Source organism: Streptomyces mutomycini (assembly GCF_001700505.1).
GTDB lineage: Bacteria > Actinomycetota > Actinomycetes > Streptomycetales > Streptomycetaceae > Streptomyces > Streptomyces mutomycini.
The window spans coordinates 44,306-63,014 of the sequence record NZ_MAPV01000031.1; the positions used below are offsets into that span (position 1 = coordinate 44,306).

Annotated in this window: 20 protein-coding genes; 10 read left to right on the forward strand and 10 right to left on the reverse strand. The window is 69.0% G+C overall.

Annotation, left to right across the window (positions count from 1 at the left end; genetic code table 11):
- Positions 1 to 4: 4 nt before the first annotated feature.
- The 6 genes from BFF76_RS33280 to BFF76_RS04655 all read right to left on the reverse strand — a co-directional run bounded on the left by BFF76_RS33280 (position 5) and on the right by BFF76_RS04655 (position 6,700).
- On the reverse strand, positions 5 to 1,087 hold the full coding sequence (locus tag BFF76_RS33280; protein ID WP_208604811.1) for a hypothetical protein: 1,083 nt from the start codon (positions 1,085 to 1,087) through the stop codon (positions 5 to 7).
- Positions 1,084 to 3,087, reverse strand: a complete 2,004-nt coding sequence (locus BFF76_RS04635) for a hypothetical protein (RefSeq protein WP_065847296.1) — start codon at positions 3,085 to 3,087, stop codon at positions 1,084 to 1,086. Before BFF76_RS04635 ends, BFF76_RS33280 begins: the two co-directional genes overlap by 4 nt.
- Complete coding sequence (locus BFF76_RS04640) at positions 3,084 to 3,839, reverse strand: toll/interleukin-1 receptor domain-containing protein (protein ID WP_065847298.1); 756 nt, start codon at positions 3,837 to 3,839, stop codon at positions 3,084 to 3,086. The genes BFF76_RS04635 and BFF76_RS04640 overlap by 4 nt, the downstream gene beginning before the upstream one ends.
- 14 nt (positions 3,840 to 3,853) lie before the next feature.
- Entirely contained in the window at positions 3,854 to 5,146 is a 1,293-nt protein-coding gene (locus tag BFF76_RS04645) for a helix-turn-helix domain-containing protein (protein WP_065847300.1), read from the reverse strand.
- A 208-nt stretch (positions 5,147 to 5,354) separates the two neighbouring features.
- Positions 5,355 to 5,498: a hypothetical protein gene (locus BFF76_RS32850; protein ID WP_167359469.1), complete on the reverse strand. Its 144-nt coding sequence runs from the start codon at positions 5,496 to 5,498 to the stop codon at positions 5,355 to 5,357.
- Between the two features lie 839 nt (positions 5,499 to 6,337).
- Positions 6,338 to 6,700: a hypothetical protein gene (locus BFF76_RS04655; protein WP_244167219.1), complete on the reverse strand. Its 363-nt coding sequence runs from the start codon at positions 6,698 to 6,700 to the stop codon at positions 6,338 to 6,340.
- 297 nt (positions 6,701 to 6,997) lie between these two features.
- Here BFF76_RS04655 and BFF76_RS33515 point away from each other — a divergent pair, with 297 nt between their 5' ends.
- Entirely contained in the window at positions 6,998 to 7,135 is a 138-nt protein-coding gene (locus BFF76_RS33515) for a DUF5710 domain-containing protein (RefSeq protein WP_267888255.1), read from the forward strand.
- 199 nt (positions 7,136 to 7,334) lie between these two features.
- Here the strand turns inward: BFF76_RS33515 and BFF76_RS04660 are convergent, their stop codons facing one another.
- The 4 genes from BFF76_RS04660 to BFF76_RS32640 all read right to left on the reverse strand — a co-directional run bounded on the left by BFF76_RS04660 (position 7,335) and on the right by BFF76_RS32640 (position 10,750).
- The gene (locus tag BFF76_RS04660; RefSeq protein ID WP_065847304.1) at positions 7,335 to 8,597 is read right to left on the reverse strand and encodes a DUF6357 family protein; all 1,263 of its coding nucleotides are present in this window, start codon (positions 8,595 to 8,597) and stop codon (positions 7,335 to 7,337) included.
- A gap of 351 nt (positions 8,598 to 8,948) precedes the next feature.
- Positions 8,949 to 9,602, reverse strand: coding sequence for a DUF6357 family protein (locus BFF76_RS04665; protein WP_065847306.1), 654 nt, complete (start codon positions 9,600 to 9,602; stop codon positions 8,949 to 8,951).
- A gap of 216 nt (positions 9,603 to 9,818) precedes the next feature.
- Positions 9,819 to 10,259 (reverse strand): hypothetical protein, encoded by a 441-nt coding sequence (locus BFF76_RS04670; protein ID WP_031093986.1) that lies wholly within the window; start codon positions 10,257 to 10,259, stop codon positions 9,819 to 9,821.
- A complete protein-coding gene (locus tag BFF76_RS32640) occupies positions 10,256 to 10,750 on the reverse strand; it encodes a hypothetical protein (RefSeq protein ID WP_141695568.1) in 495 nt (164 codons plus the stop codon). Before BFF76_RS32640 ends, BFF76_RS04670 begins: the two co-directional genes overlap by 4 nt.
- Before the next feature lie 516 nt (positions 10,751 to 11,266).
- Here BFF76_RS32640 and BFF76_RS04680 point away from each other — a divergent pair.
- The 9 genes from BFF76_RS04680 (at position 11,267) to BFF76_RS04720 (ending at position 18,687) form a co-directional block, all read left to right on the forward strand.
- On the forward strand, positions 11,267 to 11,968 hold the full coding sequence (locus BFF76_RS04680) for a hypothetical protein (RefSeq protein ID WP_065847308.1): 702 nt from the start codon (positions 11,267 to 11,269) through the stop codon (positions 11,966 to 11,968).
- Positions 11,969 to 11,975: 7 nt separating this feature from the next.
- Positions 11,976 to 12,611: a MauE/DoxX family redox-associated membrane protein gene (locus BFF76_RS04685; protein WP_065847310.1), complete on the forward strand. Its 636-nt coding sequence runs from the start codon at positions 11,976 to 11,978 to the stop codon at positions 12,609 to 12,611.
- On the forward strand, positions 12,587 to 13,135 hold the full coding sequence (locus BFF76_RS04690; RefSeq protein WP_065847311.1) for a hypothetical protein: 549 nt from the start codon (positions 12,587 to 12,589) through the stop codon (positions 13,133 to 13,135). Before BFF76_RS04685 ends, BFF76_RS04690 begins: the two co-directional genes overlap by 25 nt.
- On the forward strand, positions 13,132 to 14,052 hold the full coding sequence (locus tag BFF76_RS04695; protein WP_053931252.1) for a peptidoglycan-binding domain-containing protein: 921 nt from the start codon (positions 13,132 to 13,134) through the stop codon (positions 14,050 to 14,052). Before BFF76_RS04690 ends, BFF76_RS04695 begins: the two co-directional genes overlap by 4 nt.
- The gene (locus BFF76_RS04700; RefSeq protein WP_053931253.1) at positions 14,053 to 14,241 is read left to right on the forward strand and encodes a hypothetical protein; all 189 of its coding nucleotides are present in this window, start codon (positions 14,053 to 14,055) and stop codon (positions 14,239 to 14,241) included.
- A gap of 72 nt (positions 14,242 to 14,313) precedes the next feature.
- Positions 14,314 to 14,817, forward strand: coding sequence for a hypothetical protein (locus BFF76_RS04705; RefSeq protein WP_244167220.1), 504 nt, complete (start codon positions 14,314 to 14,316; stop codon positions 14,815 to 14,817).
- Positions 14,818 to 15,027: 210 nt separating this feature from the next.
- On the forward strand, positions 15,028 to 15,762 hold the full coding sequence (locus BFF76_RS04710) for a D-Ala-D-Ala carboxypeptidase family metallohydrolase (protein ID WP_031093978.1): 735 nt from the start codon (positions 15,028 to 15,030) through the stop codon (positions 15,760 to 15,762).
- Positions 15,763 to 15,965: 203 nt separating this feature from the next.
- Positions 15,966 to 17,714 carry a glycoside hydrolase domain-containing protein gene (locus tag BFF76_RS04715; RefSeq protein WP_065847312.1) on the forward strand — a complete coding sequence of 583 codons (1,749 nt, stop codon included), beginning with the start codon at positions 15,966 to 15,968 and terminating at the stop codon, positions 17,712 to 17,714.
- A 34-nt stretch (positions 17,715 to 17,748) separates the two neighbouring features.
- Entirely contained in the window at positions 17,749 to 18,687 is a 939-nt protein-coding gene (locus BFF76_RS04720; RefSeq protein WP_031093973.1) for a penicillin-insensitive murein endopeptidase, read from the forward strand.
- Positions 18,688 to 18,709 lie beyond the last annotated feature (22 nt).

Sequence of the window (18,709 nt, forward strand, 5' to 3'; positions counted from 1 at the left end):
AGTGTCAGAGCCCGGACGTTGGTCGGTTTGCGCCGCCCGGGCTGTCCGGAGGCTCCCCGCCGTCTGGGGTGAAGGTCGCTGGCGGGTCGAACCTGCGCACCAGATCGTCAGCCGTCTCATGCTGGTCCTGGTCCCTGATGGCGTCGGCGAACTGCTTGGCCAGCAACCTCCTTTGGGTGTCCGCGTCCTCGAGGTTGAGAGCGGTCAGCGCGTCCGCGAGGTGGTCCGCGGCCGTCGGCGCTCGGCCGAAGGGGGCTGCCTGCCGATCCGCAAGCACCTGGCCGTCCTCCACCTCACGCGGCTGCGGGATGAGGTCCCGCAGCCGTTCGGGAACGTCGGTGTCGTTGGCCGCGGAAGTAAGCCGGGCGAGCAGGCCGAGGTCTTCCACAGTCCTCTCGACCTTTTCGTCGTTCTTGGCTAGCCACCAGACCACGGCGCTGCCGGTGTCCTTCAGTACGTCTTCGCCCAGGTACTTGCGCTTGCTCTGCTCGTACTTCCGCTGGTGCTCCCAGACTGCCTGGTCCTTGCGTACCCCGGCGAGGCTGTCCAGGCGTTCCTGGTCGTGCTCGTGCAGGGTGAGCCGCACATCCTCCGCCATGGCGTGGAGCTGCCCCGTGCTGTCAGGAAGCAGCGAGCTGAGCGCACCGCTCAGCTCGTGCTGGACGAGTGAGACCCGACCGGGCTCCCGCTGCTCGGTGACCACTCGGGCACGGTCCAGTACGGATTCGACGGCGAGTCCCGCCGGGTTCAGTACCCGGCCGGGACGGGAAGCGTCGAGGGCGTACCAGCGAACAGTTGCGGAGATCAAGAAGTCGTAGTCGGGCCATTGACTGGGAAGTGCCACTCGGCTGACGTGGTGCTCCGTGCGCTCGATGGGAGCCGCCGTGTGGTGTTCCTCGAAGGCGACTGGCACGGAGCCGCGGCGACGCCCGGCGATTTTGAAAGCCACGCCGGGGGTCGCGACGAGGATCACCGCAAGGGGCGGCCAAGCCCATGTGGGCCACTGTTCCGTCAGGCCGAAAATGGTCAGCACCAGACCGCACAGGATGGTGAGGAAGACGGTTGTCGTCTTGTGTCCGGTGGTCACGGTTCGGTCCCCCTGGTTGATTCCGCGCGAGGCGGTGTGGTCGGGCGGCTCAGGCGCTGAGCTGAGCAGATTTTCTGAAGTAGCAGGTCGGTAGTGAGCGCGGCGCGCGAGGATCCGACGGGCGCGGTGCGTTCGGCGTCGCGGGCGCTCGCGTAGAGCGCGGCGAAGGCTGCACCTCGTCGGCCCTCGCACCGGTCGGCGGCACTGACGAGGAGTTCGAGCAAGAGGTCACCCTCGTGCCCGTCATCAGCCGCTGCGTGCATCCAGCGTTCCGCGTATGGTTGCCAGGTCGGCCGAGGCAACCCGTTCAGTACGGCGCGCCAGCAGGTGGTCACGGAAGACTGCACGCTCTCTTCCTCCACCAGCGTGCGTCCGTTGTCGTACGGGTCGGTCAGAGCTTCGGCGACTCCGACTCGCAGGAAAATGCCGAGGTCAGCCCGCGAGAGTTCGGAGCGTGCCAGCCGGTGAAACAACCTACGGCGCAGTCGGTGGCTCGTCTCCACCAGGTCGCTCAGCGCATGCAGCGCGCTGCCGGTGCTGTGCTCGCGGCGAGCCAGGTAGTACAGCCGGAGCATGGCTTGGTCGGGGTGGCCGGCTGCGACGACGTCGGCACAGACCTGGACCAGGACCTGGGCGAATTGCTCCTTGAGTTGCTTGCCGGTGCACCACTGGTAGATCCAGCCTCGGAAGCTCCGTGCTTGTACCCGATCACCGAGACCACAGGTGAGTGCTTGGACGGCTGCCTCCAGCCCAGCCTTGCTCGCGGCCGTCGAGCCCCAGGCTTCGGCCAGCGACGCCAGTCCTTCCGGGCGACGCGTCCGTAGATACTCTCCGGCCAGCTTCGCCACGAGGCCGTCGCGGAGTTCCTGGGTGATGTGCGGGCCGTTCAGCGCCATGCTGCGCGCGGTCCACATGCCCAGATACTGGCGAAGGTCGGGCATGTGGTCCCAGAAGTGGGCGCGGACGGTGGAGTCGTGGTCCAACTCCCCGAACCGCACGTGACCGTCCGGTCCGACACCGGCGGAGATTTCCACCAAGCGCTCTGCGAGATCCTTACGCTGCAGCAGCGGAACATCGTCGGGCGGCAGGCCCACAGTATCCAGCAGGAGTTGAGCGGCGCGATGGATCACGTCGGCGTGAGCGCCGTGGAGCATGGCGACGGTGATCAGCAGTGCCCTCTGAGGACTGTCGCCCAACGTGGCGACGAGGGTGGCGACCTCTTCTCGCCGGTCGGCCCGCGCCTTGTGCGCAGTCGTGCACCACTGCGCGAACCCTTCGTCCCGCGCGGCGGCCTCGCGCGCACGCCGCACCAGGTCGGCGAAGTCCGCTATCTCCCGCAGTGGCCTCTGCTCGTTGACGAATTCCGTGACTGTGGCATCCGGGCGGAGGTAATGCTCGCTCGGCACCCCATGCACACGAAGGTGCCGCCGCAGGACCCGCGCGCGGCATGGCTGCTGAATCTCGATCCTGTACTGCTGCAGGTCGGAGTCGAGGATTCCCCCATAAGGCATGACGACCACGAGATGTGCGTGCTGCTCGTGTACCGCCTTGCGGAGGGCGGAGAGATCGGCCCGAGCGGCGGCCCACCGTTCGACCTCAGCGGCCGACATATCCAGCAGAAGGCGGTCGCCGGCTCCGACCAGCTCCGGGTCGGTGAGGGGCAGTTCGCCTTCCTCGCCTGGCAAGAGCTCCCGGAAGGCGCCGACGTCCGTGTGGTGTTCGCGTAGGAGTACACGGGCCGCGGAAGTCCGGCCGCTGCCAGGTGCGCCGTCCAGAATCACGGTGCCAGCGCGGGCCAGTTGGAGGCGGGCGTTCCCCATGCCGGGCGGAGCGACCAGCACGCGCCGAAGCCACGCGAGCTGGTCATCGGCGACGCGCCGGAAGGAAGGTCTGCCCGAGCTCCGCTGGTCGGCGCCGAAGGTGACGTACATGTCCCCGGTGCCGTTGTGCAGGGCCCCGCTCGTGCTGGTGACCCACGTACTGCCGCTGCGCTCGCTCACCGATCGTCGCCCTCATGTTCTTGGGCTGCACCGAACCGGTGCCTGATGTCACCGTGGTGATCGCCCTCGAAGTACGTCATCCCGTTGCCCGAGAAGTGCCGGCCACCCGACTCATTGCGGGAATTCTGATAGATGTCGCCCTGGCCCGTGTGCACGGGCCCGGTGGAGGCTTTGATGACGGTGCCACCGACGTCGCCGGTGAAGTCACGGCTCTGTACGGCCGTGCCGCTCACTTCTTCGATCGAGTTGGTCACCGAGTCCGGTGTGAGTGGGGAGACGGCGTCCCGGTCCAGGTCGCGCAGACCCGGGACGATGTCGGCCACCACGTCACCAAGGCGTTTCAGGCCTGCCTCGGTGTCATGTGTGCTGAACGGGACGGACTGGATCTCTGTAAGCCAGGCCAGTTCGTCAGGCAGGTCGGCTTTGTTCAGCCGGTCGGTCTTCCGGCCGTCGAGTACGGGGACGACGGCAAGCTCACAGTCGAACGCCTCCATGATCTCTTTGCGTACCCAGTCCTCGGGGTCGTGCAGCCGGCTCTGAAAATTCGTCCAGTCCGGGCCGATGACAGCCAGAACCACCGCGCTGCGACGCAGGCCCGTCAGCAGTTCATCGGGATATGCCTGACCGGGAGCGATGGACTTCGAGGCTCGGAAAATCCGGCCACTGCCGAAGCGACGCGAGAGCTCCTGGTCGATCAGGGCGGCCGTCTTGTCGCCGTCCCCTGTGCGGTAGTTGATGAATACATCGGTCATTTCAAAGCCTCTCTTCAGGATGCGGGAGGGCGCGTTAAGGTGCCGAGGCGCGGAGCAAGCCGGCGTACTGCAGCGTGCGTGGGATGCCGAGCCAGGAGACGGGCGAGACGCCGAAGATCGATCGTGACGGTCGCGGACCGGACCGTGGCTACCCCGACAAGAAGCGGTTCCGTCACAGCGCACGCGTGGTCGATCTCGCCGTCCGACGCATAGGCCAGAGCCCGTCGTATCCCGTACCGCACCTGGGTGCGGACCGCGTCCCGAGAGACCAGGGCGAGCTGCCGGTCCAGTTCCGCAGCTGCCTCCCGTGGACGGCCGAGGTCGACCAGGCACCAGCCGGTGACCATGCCGACCGAGTCTGGCAGGTGCATGCTGCCGATCACCGGAGTATCGGCGCCGCCTTCCTTGCGGACAAGAAGCGTGCGGGCCCGGTCCAGGGCGCGCAGACAGGCGTCACGATCGCCTGCCAGTGCATGGCCTTGCGCCTCGCGTTGCGCCGCCAGCCCGCGGATCCGCGGTGGCAGCGCGTCGCTCTGGGCCCGCTGCGCCAGTGCGATCGTCTGCGCCGCGTCATCCTGGTACAACGTGATCAGCGCTCTGCGGACCAATGCGTAGCCGCCCAGTGCGTGGTCGCCGCCGGCGGCTGCGAGATCCACCGCGCGTTGGGTCCACCAGAGTGCCGCGTGCTCGTCGCCTGTCTCCTGCATCAGCCAGCCCACGTACTCGGCGTAGCGGGAGCCGAGCGCCAACAAATCCCGGCGGGTGCCGTCATCGACATGCAGGGACAGTTCCCGCAGTGTGTGTGTCTGGGCGATCAGGCCGGGAAGCAGATACCCGGGCTCGACGCTCTGCCCCAGACGCCGGTAGTGCGTGAACAGAGAGCGGGACGCCTCCAGCATGCCCGCACCTGCAGCAGGGGCGACCGGTCCCGGGCCGCCCATGCCCAATCTCATCAGCGATGCGGCGCCTGCCCCCACGACCTGTCGCCGTCCTAAGGGCTGAAACCAGCTCGGGCCATCCGGTGACAATTGCATGGTCCACTCCTCCTCATCGATGGCGTCGGGAGTCTGCACAAGCGGTGTGTCGGCAACAGGTTTGGTGGCCAGGGCGACGAGTGCTCCGTCGGCCTGGAGGACGGCGTCGCACAGACGGACGAGATCCCGGCTGGGAGCCTTGATGCCTCGTTCGACCTTGCTCAGCTGCGCCTTGCTGTAGTGCACGGCGCCGGACAGTGTGGTGAGGCTGAGTCCTGCGTCCAGACGACGCTTTCTCAGCTCCTCGCCGAACCCGGTGGACGGCTGTGGCACGGAACTCTCCTGACCGACCGTCCAGGCGAAGGCGTTCGCAGGTAAGAGTGCGGCAGTGCCAGCCGGACGGACAAGGCGATTGATGCTGTTTCCCGTTTCCTTCTCCGCAGGTGAGGGGCGCTACTCCCTGAATCGGGTGCTGTTTGGGGCGTGGTGACCACCGGGATGTTGCGCGTGCGCCCCCGCATCCGACCGAGGTCCACCGCCCCTATGCCGACGGCAGTTGGTTGGCGGTGACGGGATCCGGGCTGAAGCGCAAGCCGGTGTGCAACTGGCGGCACTCGTCGAGCGCAACCAGCAGGTACTCAGACTTGACCACCGGATGGGCGTGGCTGGCTGCCTCGAAGGGCATCGCGACTGGCGCCCAGGTGCGACTGCCAGTCGCTCGGGGCATCCGCACCATCCGGCCGTCCCGATAGAAGACCGTGCGGCCTGAGAGGTGTTCGGCGGCTATCCTGCAGGTTGCCTTAACGGAGTTTGGTGGACACCAACATCTCTAATAACAACCGTCAGGTGCGGTTGAGTTTCCTCGGCTAAGGGGGTCCGGCCGCGCCAAAATGAGCACCGCGTTTTCCCAGCCTGGTGGGCGAGCGGCCAACTGCTCCCCTGTCTGCTGGTGATCTTGCCTGAGCGTCCAACCAGCTGTATTCAGTGGTCGGGCCCGGCTGCAAACGCTCGCACCCTCGGCCAGACAGTGGCGCCAATGTCGCCCCACATCTATCGCCCTGCATCAGCAAGGATCCACCCTGGCCCAGCGGCCAGAAGCACAGCGCACACCATGCGGCTCATCGTGCGGACTCCTCGGCGTGCGCGGCGGCGACCATTCCTGGGGTGACGAGGGGCAACGGCACTCCCAGCGGGCGAAGGAACAGGCCGACGCAGAAGGGGAAGCGATCAAGGCCGGGCCGACCGAGCAGGAGCCACCTCAAGGGCCCCCACGATGGCTCAGCCATGGCGCCTACGGGACCCAGTCCGTCCAGGCCCACGCCCGCGAGGTGCCCAGCGGCTGCGGCGCCCCGCCTTCGGGAACGTCCGGCAGACCATCGAGGAGTCTTCGCCGTTGCCAACCTCCTCGCTCGCGGTGAGAACCGCGACACGGTTCAACGGACGCCAGTTCGCCGAGCTCCCGGCGCGGCAGGGCGTCCCTGGGCCCCCTGGTGGGGGCCCGGGCGCCCAAACGGCCGGGGTGGGTCACGCGATGCCGGGTTCTTCCAGCGCCACAACGACCGTCACCGGAAGATCGGTGTCCTGCTGGATCACACCGGCGGTCAGGGTCCGGCCGTCGAGGGTCCACTTCTTCACCGTGATGAACTCGTCCTTGTCCGCCGCTGTCTGTTCGGCGTCGACGAGGTGGCCGGCGAGAGAGGACTCCTCGATCTCGGGCAGGAAGTCGGCCAGCGCCTGCTCTCCCTGCTCGTAGACGGTCTCCAGGTCGTCGAAGTAGCCCGACTCGTCGATGTCGCGGATCCAGACGGCGAACGAGACGCTGACCGTCCCACTGGTGAACGTCTGGATCCAGGCCCCAACGCGGCCCTTGTCCCACGACGTCTCCACACCGTGACGGAGTTTGCCCCCCGGGCGTCCACTCCTGAGCCAGGAACCGGGACGCCGCGCCCGCGGCCGTCAGCGGGGCGAGGCCCCGGAGCTCTTCCAGCATTGCGATCGCTGCAGCCATGACTCATTCCACTCATGCTGTTGCCGGGCACGTGATACGCCTTCAGCTACCGCTGGCATAAGCCTCGGAGAAGGCGCTGGACAGCACTTCGTCACATGCGGCCCCCCATTGATTGGACACCATAGAGAGGACCCCCTTGCCCCAAGGAGTACCCGGGGCTGGTCCGGGACGGCCGCCTGTACCTCAAGGTCCCGTACGAGCAGAAGGACGATGCGAAGCGCTTGCTCAGGGCCCGGTGGGACAAGGCCGCCGGACACTGGTGGGTAGACGCGGCCCGGGTCACCCGGGAACAGGCGGCGCGCTGGCTGCCGTAATCGCCGCGCAGCAGCCTGCTGGACCTGCAGCGGAGGTGGGAGGGGGGAGCTGATGCCGGATGAACAACAGCAACCGCTCGGGCCAGGCAGCCCGGCTGGCCCCGGAAGAGCACGGCATGGTCGACCCCGCCGAAGCCGAGACCTGGGCCCGGGAAAGTGGTGAACAGGGATCCTCCAACGCCCAGGCAAGCGTCGACGGCTACTTGGCGTCGCGCTGCTGGCGCGCGCGCTCGAACTCAGCGGTATCCGACATCCAGGAGCCGTGCTGTTCAAGTGCGGCGCAGCCGCCGCGGACGAAGGCGCTCACCAGGTTCCGGTACCCGCTGATCCCGTCGACCAGGCTGTACTCGACCCGGTATTCCGGATCCGACTCGCCGTCGCCCTCGTGCACTGTCGTGATCCGGGCGATGGAGTCCGCGTAGAAGTGGAGTTGGATCCCTTCGCCCATCTCCTCGTCCTCGATGGTGAACACTTCGTTGTCCGCGGCAGAGCGATCGCGGACGAACTCCCAGAACTCCGTGGTGGCAGTGCGGGGATTGTCCTGGATCCACTTCTTTTCGACGCCCTTGTCGTCGGTGAACGACAGGGTCGTCTTCCTCGCGCTGTCGCCGAAGTCGGCGCGGTCGCCGGCTGCCTCCTCGTCATCCTCCATGGGCGTGCTCCTGGAGCGGTCCGCGGCCTCCGAGCACATCAGGAAGCTCACGGTACGCACCGCGTCATCGACGAGCTCAGGGTGTGCGCGGCGCACGGCCGCGTCGACCGTCGTCGCCATCCGGTCCCAGTCGCGCTTGTCCGTGGCGCGCTTTCCCCGTCGCGGATCGCGGCCGATCCGCATCCCGGCGCATGCCTGCTCCGCGGTGGCGATCACACGCATGACCTCGGGCAGCAGCGCGGGGTCGACGGTATCGGGCATCCGCTTCGGAACCGTCGCGCCGTGCAGGTACTGGCCCGTGTACCTCAGTATCGCGGCGTCGAGTGGACCGAGCACTGTTCCGCGCTCGGCGCGACGACGGTTCGCGTGGTACTCCTGAGCCCGTTTCCCGTCGGACGTCTCTGTCGCCGCGCCCATCGCCGCGCAGACCTGACCGCGCTCGAGCAGACCGATGTCAGCTCCATGGGCGATGAGTCGACCCCTGTCCCACCGGATGCGCTGGAAGAGCGCGTCGACGTCCGCGGGCACGGAGAGGAGGATCGGGTCCAGGAGCGCGACGGCAGCGTTCTCGTCGAGCCGGTCCCGGGTTCCGGCTGCGTCGCACAGCGGAAGGACCGCACTCCACAGCAGTAGATGTCTGGCCAGGTCCTCCCGGATCACCGCAAGATGGGCCTCCCCGATCGAGAACGTGAACGTGCGAGGCTCATGGTTGGCGTCGGCCCCGGCACCGAGCATCAGCTTCAGCTCACCGGCCTCGCGGATCACGTTCGGGATCCAGCCGCTCCCGCGCGTGAAAACTATGTCTCTCATGGACTCAGTCTTCCCCATCGGAAGAGACCCGCGACTCCCCCCTGCACCTATCTGACCGGCCGCTTTCGTGTACACCCACGCCGCCCGGAGCGAGCAGGCCCGTCCTTGGGCGGGTCAGACGTTGAACCTGACCTCCACCGAGTTCCGGTACAGGGCAACTTCGATCCGGCACCGACCTCGACAGGATGCGACCAGATGGGAACCGCAGACCACGCACCACCAGAGGGATACAGCAATCACTGGTCGACGCGTAGGCGAGTCATTTCCGGAACGGCACCGGCTGGACACGGTTGGCCTTGGGCCCGCGGCGGGCATCACGGCGACGTTGTGGCCCCATCCTGAGCCGTCTGTTCATGACCACCGTTCAAATTCGACGTCGAGGCGCGTGTCGGTGCGCACCCAGACTTCGCCATCGGCAGCCTCGGCCGGGGCGTCGACTCGTTCGATACCGAGGAATTCGATCAACTTGAGGAGTTCGGCTCGTTCAGCTCGGTCATCGCCGGCATCATGTGAGTCGAAGAAGACGTAGTACTGGTTGCCCGGGTCCACGGTGCCCGAATCCGCCCAGATCCGAGCTATTTCTTCGATTGCCGCGGATTCGGTCGTGATCGTGGCGGCGCGAGTAGCACCGCGAGTCTCCGGTGACGCGTCGAGGTCCGCGAGGTCCGAGAACCACTGGCCGAAGTAGTCGAGGCCGGAATATCCGTTCTCGAAAAACAGCATCGCGCTCGGCAAGTAGCGATTAGCCCTATCGACCTGGAGGTATTCCGACCGAGGCTGATCCGCCACCTCGATCCGGGCGATCACACCTTGACCGGGCATGAGCACCAAGCTTTGGCTCGCCGCTTCATCTTCGATGGTGTACGTATCAGAATCTCGAGTTCGGAAGAACGCGGAGAATTCTACGTACGCTTCCTGAGGGTCGCCTACGGAGACCTGCTGGTCGTTGCCATCACCGACAGTGAAGACGAACTGTTTCGGTCCGGGGTTGTAAGGGCGAGCCATGTGTGTCCTTCCTTCAAGTGTGATGCCTCCACCAGCGCCGGAAGTCCCAGGTCGTCCCAGAAGCGGGCGCTGTGTGTCCGGCCTCGGTCATGGCTGCGGCGATCGGTGACATCGACCCGTAGCTGGGCACGGGCGAGCAATGCTGGGTCGCCTTGTGCCAGCACAGCGAGCTATGGGCCGGCGGTTCAGCTGGACGCGAGTGTGTGCTGGTTTTGGTCAGCGGCGGCCGGTGGCCAGGGTGACTAGGAACTGGCCGCCGCCCGGCTCGATGGCAGCGGTCACCGGCAGCCCCGGTACCAGTCGGGAGAACCGGTCCACCAGCCAATCCGCTGCCTCTTGGGCGTCCCGCTTGGTCGGACAACGGCCCACCATCTCGCGGCCCCCTTTGCGCTCCAGCCTCCCGGCAACGGTGATCAGCGGCGCGGGTTCGACCACGTACAGGTGGTCCGGCCAGGCGATGACCACCTTGACCGCGCCCTTGCGGGTGTTGCATCCGCGGTGCGCCAGCCGCTCGGCGACCTTGGCCTTCCGGTCAGCAGTACGGCTGTCGACGCTGGGCCCCCGCGGGTCGTTCACCGATTCGTCGGGGTCGACCGCTTCGTCACACACCCAGCACCGCCAGCCGTCGCGCTCGGCCACATCATCAAGGAGACTCATCCGAGCAAACTAGCCTGCCCGGCCGCCACCCCGCGCACGAGGGCCCCGGCAGGTTTCAACACCGGCCAACAATGCCGCAACGCGTGGCAACCAGAGTCACCGATGCTTTGCCTTGTGTGAATGCCGATACGTTGATGGCCCACCAGGGTATCGAGGCGGTGGGCCCGAGGGGCATCAAGGTACGACGGGAAACTCTGGTGGACCGCGGCCGCCACCGTGATGACCAGGGGCCCCGGAGGGTACTGACGGCCCGGTGCGGCGTGGAGCGCGCGGCGGATCTGCTGGATGTTGGATGTCGCGGTCGCCGATGAGTGGGTGTCGCGGGCCGGGGCCGCGGGTGAGGCAGAGCCGTTGGCCGCGCTGGTGGCGTCGGAGTACGGCAGCCGGTCGAAGTTGTCGACGTTCAGGCCGATGTGGCGTCCGGTGGTGGTGGCCTGGTTGCCCGGGCTGGTCGCGCAGTCCAGGCGTTCGGCGGGCCCGCGACCAGTCACATCGGCAGCCGGGGAGGCTGGGCCCACTGCGGTCGGTTACCCGCCCTGACCGCCCACCCTCACGCCAGGCTTCCCCGGACAGGGCCAGGGCCTCGGGGAACGGCTTCGGCGTCCGGGTCGCCATGCCTGGGGAATGGGCTCGGTCACCGCTTTCGCAGTGGGAGACCTCTCTGCACGGGCGGATCCAGCGGTCGAGACAGACCTCCTGCCCGATGGGGGAGCCGTGTCGGCCGACCACTGCGGCCAGAGTCTCTCGCACACGGGTCGCCGCCTGAAGCGCCGCAGCCCCAGCAGCTCGACCGTTCGCCGGCTGTTCAAAACCGTCACATGGACCGGCCACACGCCCCCTGCGGAGCAATGGACCAGGTCAAGTGCCGGCTGCGTGGTGGGGAACGTGACGCGCACAGCGGCTGATCCGGTCTTGGGTGGTCCAAAAGATTGACAGGGTCATGACTCTTGTCTACTTTCCTCAGCGGCTGCGGTGTCACACCGGACCCCGCCCCCGGGAGGATGCACATGGCCGCATCATTCGTCACTCATCGCGCACTCGATGGCGGGACGTACCACCTGGGGGGCGACATCGACCTCCAGGCGCCGTGCACTTCGGCTGTCGAGGTGGTGGCCGGTGGCCGGCTGGTCGAACTCACTGCCGGGCCGGCCTCTTTGGGGGACGACGTCGCCGCCTCGCTGGGTATCAGGGCACCCGAATCCGAGCTCACCTTCCAGAAGGGCACGCTGCGCATTTTCCAGTCGGTCGAGCGTGAGCCACGGACGGGGCTCGTGGAGCGGCCGTCGCTCGTCGTGTGGCGTGGCGAGCGGCACTCGCTCGTGACCCGGCTGTACGGCCTGGACGTGGCCGCGGTGCTCGGGCTGCTCCGGTCGGTGCGCATCACGGAGAGCGAACACGGCCTCACCCTCCAGCCGGACCCCTCGGCCGGAAGCGCCTTCGCGCGGCCCGCGACGGTGATCAAGGAGGTGCCCGGCCTCGGGCTGCTGGAGCTGTCACGGCGCACCAAGGAACACACCGCCCAGCTCCCGCCCTGGAAGGGGGTGGCGGTCGCGTCCGGCGAGCTGTTCCGCGACACGCTGTCCGACGGCAGCCCGTTCTTCGTGCTCTCCTCCACCGCGATCTGGGCCACGGTGGTGCCGCTGGCGTCGACTCCCGTCGAGCGGGTGCCCGAACTCATCGGGCGACTCACGCTGCGGCACACCGGGTGATCCGCCGGTGACCGGCTTCTACGGCGGACTGACCGCCTCCGTCGTCATCCTGACGCTGCTCCTGGGTGCGGGCTCCCATGTCGCCGCCCCGGCCGCACTGGGTGACGCGCTGTGGGCGCACGGCGTGCTGAGCCCGCGGAACCGCCGACTGGCGGCCGTCACCCTGCCGATCGCGGAGGGCGTCCTGGGGGCGGCCGGCGCAGCCGCACTCCTGACGGTGCATCAGCTCGTGCTGCAGTGCGTACTCGGTCTGGGTGCCGTTCTGTTCGGGCTCTACGCCGCCTACACGCGGCACGTCCTCGCCCTCGGCCGCGGGGGGCCGTGCGGCTGCTCCGGCCAGGACGTGCCCCTGAGCCGTTGGGTGACCCGGCGGGCCGCGGCCCTCGCCGTGCTCGCGACGACCGGCGCCCTCGTCGTCGGGGCGGGCCCCGTACGGCTCTCCACGGCGGAGCTGATCACGCTGGTGCTCGCAGCTCCCGCCTGCACCGCGCTCCTGTGGTCCCTGCCCGCTGCCATGCACGAGCCGACCGCAGCCTCCGTTCACCTGTCGACCAGGGCGCCTGCGCACCACCAGGCCGAGCCCACCGTGCACCGGACCGCCGAAGGAGTGCCAACGCGATGGACTTCACCACCAGCGCCCTGATTGCCTCGTGGGCGGCGATCGCGCTGCTCGCGCTGGTCGTCTCGGGACTGATCAGGCAGGTGCACCAGCTGTCACGAACACAGCCGCACCGCCCCGGGCGGGTGGGCATCGCCCCCGGCGCACAGGCGCCCGGGCTCGATGAGGCCCGGACCGATCCGGCGGGGCTCGACGGCCTCCTGACGCCGGGCCGCGCCGCGCTGCTGCTCTTCCTCGACGCGGACTGCCGCACCTGCGGCCAGGTGCTCGCCGAGGCCGGCGCCTGGACGGTCCGCCAGGGCGACGCGGCCGCTCCACAGGTGCTCGGGCTCTACGCGGGCGCCGGACCGCAGGCCGACGAGGGCGCCGTCCCGGTCAGGGACCACCGTCCGGAGCTGTTCACGGCCTACGACATACCCGCCACCCCCTACGCGGTGGCCATCGATCCGGAGCGCCGGATCGTGCGTTCCGAGCCGCTCGGTTCACCCACCGCGCTGCTGCGGCTGCTCGACGACATCGCACCCGCCACGCCGAGGAGCCGGCCATGACTTCACTGGACGACGTGCCTACGCTGCGCCGCTCCGGGAGCGGTGGCCGCCGCCGCTCCCTGACCGGGCGCGGGGCCCTTCCCTCCTTCGCGCCGTCCAGGCGCACCGTGCTGCAGGCCGCGACCGCCGCGGGCTTCGCCGCGCTGGGGGTGTTCTCCGCCGCCCGGGAGGCCTATGCCGACGGATACGACATCTGGACCGGTGCGTGCCCCAGTTACGCCGCGGACCACAACTGCTCCCCGGGCTGCGGGCCCAGCACCATCTATGCCGACGCGTGCGTGACCTCGGGGACGAACACAGGCTTCCACCGGACCGACGGAGTCGCCTGGACCCTGCGGCCCAACCAGTGCTACGCCGGTACCTACGACGGCTGGCTGTGGCGCTACAGCGCGGCGTGCGGCAACTGCGGCTGCGGTATCGAGCGGCGCTGCCACGACGGGTACCGCAACACCGGCTCCGGCTGGGTGAAGTCCATCTGCCGCTGGACCACCGACTGCGACTGCCCCGGTTCCGTCACCTGGCCGACCATCGGCCGTGGCGCCACCGGACCCGACGTCTTCACCATCCAGCATCTGCTCGCCCACCACGGTCATCCCACGGATGTCGACGGCATCTTCGGGGTGGACACCGAGGCGCAGGTCGAGGCGTTCCAGTCGGCGAAGGGACTCAGCCCCACGGGCAGCGTCAGCGCGGCGACCTGGCCGGTCCTGGTCGTCACCGTGCGCCAAGGAGACGTGAATGATGCCGTGCGGGGCGCGCAGCGGCAGCTCAACAAGCACGGTTCCGCACTGACCGTCGACGGCAACTTCGGTTCGCTCACACGGCAGGCCGTCGTCTCGTTCCAGTCCCTGCACGGCCTGACCGCCGACGGCGTGGTCGGCAAGAACACCTGGCTCACACTGACCGGGACGGTCTAGGTGGGCGAGCCCGTCCGTCCCGCGGACCGGCCGAGCGGCGCCCGTGCCGTACGGGTACTGCTCACCGACCCCGTCCTGCCCGTGGCGGCCCTGGGGATCGCGGTGATCGCCGCCGTCCTCCACGCCCCCGTGCTGACCTGGGCGATCACCGGCGGTCTGGCCGGCTACTCGCTCTCCGGCTCCGTTTGAACGCGTAACAGCGCATTCGCGCTGGCCTCGCCAGGTTGGCGGGCAACGTACAGGCAGGCGCTGGTCCTCGGCGTGTTCACCTGCGGTCTGCTGGCCGGCGGGGTGCTGACGGCCGGGGTGCTGTGGCTCCTGTCCGGTCTCTTCGCGCCGCTCCCGGCCGTCGTGCGGCAAGGGCTGATCGTGGCGGTCGTCCTGCTCGCCGCGCTGCGCGACGCGGGCAAGCTGTCGCTACGGCTGCCGCAGAACGCCCGGCAGATCCCGCAGGACGTCCTGCGCCGTCATCTGGCGCGCGGCGCGCTGCAGTTCGGCTTCGAGCTCGGTACGGGTGTGCGCACCTATGTCTCGGCGAGCGCGCCGTACGCGATCGCGGTGGCGGTGCTCCTCTCCGGGGGCTCCTACGCGCCCGCCCTGGCCGTCGGACTCGGCTTCGGAGCGGGCCGGGCGCTCACCCCGGCTCTGCGCAGACTCTCCGGAGACGGGGAGCGCTGGGACGACCTTCTCACGGCGCGGCTGAGCGGCATGACCGTCGTGTGCTCCGTGCTGATCGCCGCTGCCGCCCTCACGGTCCGGCAGTAGCGTCGTCACCTCGCTTCGCCGACCCACCCCGGCCGGGGGCCGTCCGTCGCATTGCATCAGATATCGCAACTCCCTTTGCTCGCAAGTTAGTTGTGCCGGAGGTCTGGTCCTGTGGCAGATGGGGATGGTGTGGACACGCCACTGAGAGGGGCGTCAAACTCGCCTCAGCCCTCTAGCGGGGGATCGGGAAGGACTCGCAACGGAGGCGCCATGTTGAGGCGTACGATCCAGCTCGCCCTATCATTTGTCATGATCATGACGGCCGCGGTCGGAGGGGTGCTGGCCACGGCCGCCCCGGCCCAGGCCGACGAGTGCTACAGCTGGGGCCGCACCCTGTCCGAAGGCATGTCGGGCGCCGACGTGACCCAGCTGCAGATCCGGGTGGCCGGGCACGTCGACTACGGCGAGATCCTCTCCGTCGACGGCAACTTCGGCCCGCGGACCAAGGCCGCGGTCACCAAGTTCCAGCAGGCGTACGGCCTCGGAGCGGACGGCATCGCGGGTTCCCAGACGTTCAGCAAGATCTACGCACTGCAGGACCCGGACTGCACCCCCATCCACTTCACCTACGCCGAACTGAACAACTGCAACTCCGACTGGTCCGGTGGTGCGGTCAGTGCCGCGACGGCCAAGTCCAACGGACTGCGCACGATGTGGAGGCTGGAGGCCATGCGGCACGCGATGGGCGACGTGCCGATCGTCGTGTCCAGCGGATTCCGCTCCACGGCCTGCAACAACGCGGCGGGCGGTGCCTCGAACAGCCGGCACCTCTACGGTGACGCCGCCGACCTGGTAGGCAGCCCGTCGTTCTGCGCGCTCGCCCAGCGGGCTCGCTCGCACGGCTTCGGCGGCATCTACGGCCCCGGCTACCCCGACCACAACGACCACACGCACGTGGACGGACGCACCAGCCGCTCCTGGTCCGCGCCCAACTGCGGCGTCTGACCGCCGAGTCTCCACGCACCCGCACAGCAGCCCGCCTTCCCCGGGCCGGCCTCCGGCCCGGGGAAGGCGGGCCCGCACCGTCCGCAGGGTGCGCGGCCGATCCGCCTCCGGCCACGGGCAGGCGCCGCTCGTGGCCGAACCGGAGCAGACCCGCCGTGCCGCTCTCCCTCACTCTCCCCCCGCATCCGAGTAGGAGTGAACCGATGTCGTCCTGGATCCCCTGGCGCGCCCGCGCCGGAACTGCCCTGCTGGCAGTGCTAGCCGGTATCGGCGCGTTCGCCGCCCCCGTTTCCGCCCAGGCAGATTCTCAACCCGAGGGTCTGCAGAGCGTCACCTACCACGGCTACCGCATCGAGGTGCCTGCCGAATGGCAGGTGGTCGATCTGGCCGAGAACCCGCGTGCCTGTCTCCGGTTCGACAGACCCGCCGTCTACCTGGGCGAGCCCGCCGAGCAGAACGACTGCCCCGCCGGAGTCGTCGGCCGTTCGGCGGGCATCGTCGTGGAGCCCATCACAGCCCGCTCCGCAGGCCAGGCGACGGCGGCGACCGCGCGGACCCAGCGCGGCAAGGCCATCGCCCCGACCGCCGCGTCCAGCAACGGCACCATCCAGATCGCGGTCGAGGACGCCGGCGTCCTCGTGACCGCAGCCCACACACCGGAGACCGAGAACCTCGTACGCGGCGTCCTCGCCTCGGCCGAGCTCACAGGGAGCGCCGAGCGCACCGCGCTGCCCAGCGCGGCCCGGCGCTCCGACGCCACCCCCCTGGCTGCGGCCGGACCGCAACCCGGCAGCTACGTGGGCAAGGGCTTCGACGCCTGTACCGCGCCCTCGCAGGCCGCCATGAACGCCTGGCAGGCGAGCTCGCCCTACAGTGCGGTCGGCGTCTACATCAGCGGCTCCTTCCGCGGCTGCGCCCAGCCGAATCTGACGGCGAGCTGGGTGACGAGCCAGACCAACAACGGATGGCGCCTGTTCCCCATCGATGTCGGCCGCCAGGCACCGTGCACCAGCTACTCGCTGAAGATGTCCACCGATCCGGCCACGGCCAGGTCCCAGGGCGTCACCGCGGCGGCCGGCGCCATCACCGCCGCTTCGGGCCTGGGCATCCCGGCGGGCAGCGCCATCTACAGCGACATCGAGGCGTACACCTCCACGGCCTCCTGCAAGGCGTCCGTGCTGTCGTACCTGTCCGGCTGGACCGAACGGCTGCACAGCAGCGGCTACCTGTCGGGCTTCTACTCCAGCGCCGCCTCAGGCATCAAGGACGCCGCCGCCGAGTACAACAACGCCGCCTACACGCGCGTCGACCACCTCTTCTACGCGTGGTGGAACGGCGCCGCCGACACCAACACCGGTACCTACGTGCCGTCCTCCTACTGGTCCAACCACCAGCGGATCCACCAGTACGCGGGCGAGGTCACCGAGTCCTACGGCGGCTACTCGATCAACATAGACCGCGACTACCTGGACGTCGGCAACGGCTCCACGCCCACACCCAGCTGCAGTGGGGCGAACGTCGACTTCACCGCGTACACCACCGTCCAGAGCGGCTCGAGCGGAGACCGGGTCAAGGCCGCCCAGTGCCTGCTCAAGGCCGCCGGCTTCGACCCGGGCACCCCCGACGGGATCTTCGGGCCCGACACGACCGCCGCCGCCCGGAACTTCCAGTCCAGTAAAGGGCTCACGGCGGACGGTGTGGTCGGCGCGAAGACCTGGACGGCCCTGCTGTCCCGCGGATCCACCCCGACCGTCCAGAGCGGCTCGACGGGAGAGGCCGTCACCCGGCTGCAGCGCGCCCTGACCGCCGCGCTCGCCCGGACGGTGGCCATCGACGGCGTGTTCGGCTCGGGCACCGGTCAGGCCGTACGCGACTACCAGTCCTCGCGCGGGCTGGGTGCCGACGGCATCGTCGGCCCCGCCACCTGGGGCGCCCTCCAGTCCGGAAAGTGAGCAGGCGAATGAACAGGAAAGTGAGGCAGAAACCATGAGACGACTCGCACGCGTCATCACGCTGTTCGCCGCGTTGGCGGGCCTGCTCCTCGGACTGGGCGTCCCCGCGCAGGCCTTCCCGCAGGCGGCGTTCCCGCTGACCAGCAGCGGCAACCGGGGCTCCGACGTCGTCGCGCTGCAGCACCTGCTTGCCGCGCACGGCCGCCCCGTGGCAGTGGACGGTGCCTTCGGCTCGGGCACCCGGAGCGCCGTGGTGGGCTTCCAGCAGTCCAAGGGCCTGACCGCGGACGGCATCGTCGGGCCCGCCACCTGGGGCGCGCTCGCCATCACCGTTCGACAGGGCGACAACGGGCCGGCGGTGACGGCCCTCCAGTCGCTGCTCAACGCCAAGCGGGGCGCCGGCCTCTCGGCGGACGGGGCCTTCGGACCCGCCACCGGCACCGCCGTCCGCACCTTCCAGTCCCATGCGGGAATCGGGGCGGACGGCGTCGTCGGGCCGACCACCTGGCAGAACCTGCTGTGGCACTACGAGAACATCAACTTCGGCGGCAGCACGATGTGCGCGCAGAGCCCCGACGGCAACGCGGGTGCCCACTGGGCGACAGCCGGCGCCGTCGGCCAGCTGGAGGCCGCCGCCGCCACCTTCGCCGCCACCGGGAACGGCAGACTGCCGGTCGGCGACGCGGGCTTCGAGCACGGCGGGGACATCGCCGGCCACGGCAGCCACGAAGTCGGGATGGACATCGACGTGTGGCCCGCCCGCACCGACTCGGCGCAGTGCACCGCGGGGCGTATCACGTGGCAGTCGAGCACGTACGACCGCGCGGCCACCCGCAGGCTCGTGCAGGAGATCCGGGCGAAGGCCCCCGGCCACGTCCAGCTGATCTTCTTCAACGACCCGCAGCTGATCTCGGAAGGGCTGACCACGAGCTACGCGAACCACGACAACCACCTGCACATCCGCTACCGGTAGCGAGCCGGCCGCGGGACCCGGG

Bases quoted from the DNA above. Each gene is read 5' to 3' on its own strand.
- BFF76_RS04640 (WP_065847298.1), bottom strand. From the start codon at position 3,839: ATGACCGATGTATTCATCAACTACCGCACAGGGGACGGCGACAAGACG.
- BFF76_RS32850 (WP_167359469.1), bottom strand. From the start codon at position 5,498: ATGCCCTTCGAGGCAGCCAGCCACGCCCATCCGGTGGTCAAGTCTGAG.
- BFF76_RS04660 (WP_065847304.1), bottom strand. From the start codon at position 8,597: ATGAGAGACATAGTTTTCACGCGCGGGAGCGGCTGGATCCCGAACGTG.
- BFF76_RS04665 (WP_065847306.1), bottom strand. From the start codon at position 9,602: ATGGCTCGCCCTTACAACCCCGGACCGAAACAGTTCGTCTTCACTGTC.
- BFF76_RS04670 (WP_031093986.1), bottom strand. From the start codon at position 10,259: ATGAGTCTCCTTGATGATGTGGCCGAGCGCGACGGCTGGCGGTGCTGG.
- BFF76_RS04680 (WP_065847308.1), top strand. From the start codon at position 11,267: ATGGCCGCATCATTCGTCACTCATCGCGCACTCGATGGCGGGACGTAC.
- BFF76_RS04690 (WP_065847311.1), top strand. From the start codon at position 12,587: ATGGACTTCACCACCAGCGCCCTGATTGCCTCGTGGGCGGCGATCGCG.
- BFF76_RS04695 (WP_053931252.1), top strand. From the start codon at position 13,132: ATGACTTCACTGGACGACGTGCCTACGCTGCGCCGCTCCGGGAGCGGT.
- BFF76_RS04710 (WP_031093978.1), top strand. From the start codon at position 15,028: ATGTTGAGGCGTACGATCCAGCTCGCCCTATCATTTGTCATGATCATG.
- BFF76_RS04715 (WP_065847312.1), top strand. From the start codon at position 15,966: ATGTCGTCCTGGATCCCCTGGCGCGCCCGCGCCGGAACTGCCCTGCTG.
- BFF76_RS04720 (WP_031093973.1), top strand. From the start codon at position 17,749: ATGAGACGACTCGCACGCGTCATCACGCTGTTCGCCGCGTTGGCGGGC.